Origin of the sequence: Streptomyces alkaliterrae (assembly GCF_007097205.2) — a bacterium.
GTDB classification, from domain to species: Bacteria; Actinomycetota; Actinomycetes; order Streptomycetales; family Streptomycetaceae; genus Streptomyces; species Streptomyces alkaliterrae.
In genome coordinates this window covers 1-2,991 of record NZ_VJYK02000460.1, presented here as the reverse complement: position 1 = coordinate 2,991, position 2,991 = coordinate 1, and the positions used below count along the sequence as shown (strand labels likewise).

General features: G+C 68.8%; 4 protein-coding genes. 2 read left to right on the top strand and 2 right to left on the bottom strand.

The genetic code is table 11. The features are described 5' to 3' along the window. Window positions 1–118: 118 nt before the first annotated feature. Both FNX44_RS25560 and FNX44_RS25555 read left to right on the top strand, forming a co-directional pair. Window positions 119–1,072, top strand: a complete 954-nt coding sequence (locus FNX44_RS25560; RefSeq protein ID WP_438873747.1) for a hypothetical protein — start codon at window positions 119–121, stop codon at window positions 1,070–1,072. Then, on the top strand, window positions 1,069–1,587 hold the full coding sequence (locus FNX44_RS25555) for an ABA4-like family protein (RefSeq protein WP_143651353.1): 519 nt from the start codon (window positions 1,069–1,071) through the stop codon (window positions 1,585–1,587). Before FNX44_RS25560 ends, FNX44_RS25555 begins: the two co-directional genes overlap by 4 nt. Here FNX44_RS25555 and FNX44_RS25550 read toward each other — a convergent pair. Both FNX44_RS25550 and dcd read right to left on the bottom strand, forming a co-directional pair. Then, window positions 1,523–2,020, bottom strand: a complete 498-nt coding sequence (locus FNX44_RS25550; protein WP_143651352.1) for a phosphoribosyltransferase — start codon at window positions 2,018–2,020, stop codon at window positions 1,523–1,525. The two genes, FNX44_RS25555 and FNX44_RS25550, sit on opposite strands and share 65 nt — an antisense overlap. A gap of 10 nt (window positions 2,021–2,030) precedes the next feature. Continuing rightward, window positions 2,031–2,606 (bottom strand): dCTP deaminase, encoded by a 576-nt coding sequence (gene dcd, locus FNX44_RS25545; protein WP_143651351.1) that lies wholly within the window; start codon window positions 2,604–2,606, stop codon window positions 2,031–2,033. Between the last annotated feature and the right edge of the window lie 385 nt (window positions 2,607–2,991).

Sequence of the window (2,991 nt, the reverse complement as noted above, 5' to 3'; positions counted from 1 at the left end):
CCCATCACCCGACCAACCCGCACCGCCGCTGGACCGGCCCCCACCCGGACCACTGACCGCCCACAGCCCCGCGGCGACGTCGGCACTCGCCGCCGCGTTGCGGTGGCACCGCCCCCTGATGCTGTTCTCGGCCGCCATGCTGCTGATGGCGGCGCTCTCAGCCCTGGGGCTGTTGATCGACGACCGCGTGGTCGTCGGAGACCCGGTCTGGCTGAAGCCCTTCAAGTTCTCGGTCTCGTTCGCGCTTTACGGCGTGACCCTCGCCTGGATGCTGTCCTTGCGAACATCGCACCCACCCTCCACCCGTCTCCCGGGCGGCATCAGTCGCCGACTCACCGCACTCGGCGGCGCCGCCGGCACGGCGATCGTCATCGCGGGCTCAGTCGAGATGGCCATCATCGTGAGCGCCGCGGCCCTCGGGCGACGCAGCCACTTCAACGTGGCGACCGACCTCGAACGGCTGCTGTTCGCGCTGATGGGGCTCACGATCATCGTGCTCTGGGTCGCGACGCTCGTCATCGCCCTCCTACTCCTCCGCGAGCGACTCCGCGAACCCGCGGAGGCATGGGCGCTGCGACTCGGGGCGCTGACAGCCCTTGTCGGACTGGCCCTCGGCGGGCTGATGCTGACACCCACGCCGGAGCAGGCCTCCGGTGAGATATCCGGTGTCCTCGGCGCGCACAGCGTCGGCGTCCCCGACGGCGGCCCAGGCATGCCCCTGACCGGCTGGAGCACCGTCGGAGGCGACCTGCGCATCCCACACTTCGTCGGCATGCACGCGCTCCAGCTCCTCCCCCTTCTCGTACCCTGCCTCCGCCTCGCCGCTCGCCGTCTCCCCCGCCTCCGGGACACCGGCGTCCGACTGCGCCTGACCCTCGTGGCCGCCGGCGGCTACAGCTGCGTCGTGCTACTGGTCACCTGGCAGGCGCTCCGCGGTCAGCCCCTCGTCCGCCCCGACACCCTGACGCTGACCGCGTGGACGGCCCTGGCCGTCGCGACGCTCGCCGCCACCGCGCTCGCCCTGCGTCCGACACCCCGCAGCCGAACGACGACGCCGGAGGCCGTACGGTGACCGACACGCTCTTCAGCCTCGCGTTCGTTCTGGCCGCGCCCACCTGGGCTCTGTTGATCTTCGCGCCCGGATGGCGCTGGACGGACCGAGTGGCCGCCTCGGTACTCCCCATCGTCCCGATCGTGCTTGTGTACATGGCTCTCGCGCTGCCCGCCTTCCCCGAACTGTGGGAAGCGGTGCGCCGACCGGACCTGGCGGCCTTTCAGGGATTCACCGCCCTCGACGGCGGCGCCGCCGCGATCTGGGCTCAGGTGATCGCCTGGGACCTGTTCATCGGGCAGTGGATGTACCGCGAGGGCCGCCGCCTCCGCATACACCCGCTCCTCATGGGCCCGGTGCTCCTGCTCAGCATCCTGCTCTCACCGATCGGCGTGCTGCTGTTCCTCGCGATACGCGCGCTCGCGCAGGTCCACTCCGACCGCCAAGGCTGCAGGCCCCTGCCCCATTTGATCAGGCGTCCCGAACCTGACCCTCACGCTCCACCACCGGCGGAAGCACACTCCACGGGAAGTTGATCCACTCATCCGTGTGCTTCCACACGTACTCGCACTTCACCAGGGACTGCGGCTTCTCGTAGATCACCGCGCTGCGCACGTCCGCGACGTGCCCCTCGCAGAAGTCGTGGATCAGCTTCAGCGTCTTGCCGGTGTCCGCGACGTCGTCGGCGATGAGCACCCGCTTCTTCGAGAAGTCCACGACGTTCGGCACCGGCGCGAGCATCACCGGCATCGGCAGCGTGGTACCCACACCCGTGTAGAACTCCACATTCACCAGGTGCAGGTTCTTGCAGTCCAGCGCGTACGCCAGACCACCCGCGACAAATACCCCGCCCCGCGCTACCGAAAGGATGATGTCCGGCTCAAAACCGTCGTCGGCGATCGTCTGCGCCAACTCCCGCACCGCCGTACCGAACGCCTCGTACGTCAGGTTCTCCCGTACCTCGCTCACTCCGCTGTCCTCACACCCTCGTCCGGTGGAAGTTCAGGAACGAGCGGGACGGCGTCGGCCCCCGCTGCCCCTGGTATCGCGAGCCGTACTTCTCCGACCCATAAGGGTGTTCAGCGGGCGAGGTCAGCCGGAACATGCACAGCTGGCCGATCTTCATACCGGGCCACAGCTTGATCGGCAGCGTCGCCACGTTGCTCAGCTCCAGCGTCACGTGACCGGAGAAGCCGGGGTCGATGAAGCCGGCAGTGGAGTGCGTGAGGAGACCGAGCCGGCCCAGCGAGCTCTTCCCCTCCAGCCGCGACGCGATGTCGTCCGGCAGGGACACCACCTCGTACGTCGACGCCAGCACGAACTCGCCCGGGTGCAGGATGAACGGCTCGTCCCCCTGCGGCTCGATCAGCCGCGTCAGGTCCGGCTGTTCGACCGCCGGGTCGATGTGCGGGTAACGGTGGTTCTCGAAGACCCGGAAGTAGCGGTCGAGGCGTACGTCGATGCTGGAGGGTTGCACCATCGCCGGGTCGTACGGGTCGATCCGCACCCGTCCAGCGTCGATCTCGGCACGGATGTCCTTGTCTGAGAGAAGCACGGGACGAGCGTACGCGCACACGAAGGGCCCGGCTCACCCGGCCGGGCCCTTCACGCACTCATTCACACCGGCGGGTCGGCGCGCCGAACCTCACGCACCACCCGCCACGGGGCTCAGGCCCCCTTCACTCCCCTGCGCACCGGCACGGCATGACGCAGTCGAGCACAGCGGGGACAGCGAAGCAGTCGTCCAGGCCCGATCCGCTCACTGCCGAGCTGCTGCATCGGGAACGTGGAGGTGCTGAACTCGTGGCCTTCGGCACAGCGGACGACGGTGGCTTCCATCGATTCCCTTCCCCAGGTACATCAACGACAAAAGCCACCATAGGGGAGGAGTCCGACAGTCGACCGCGCGGCACTCCGCACCCACGGTACGCCCCCAACCC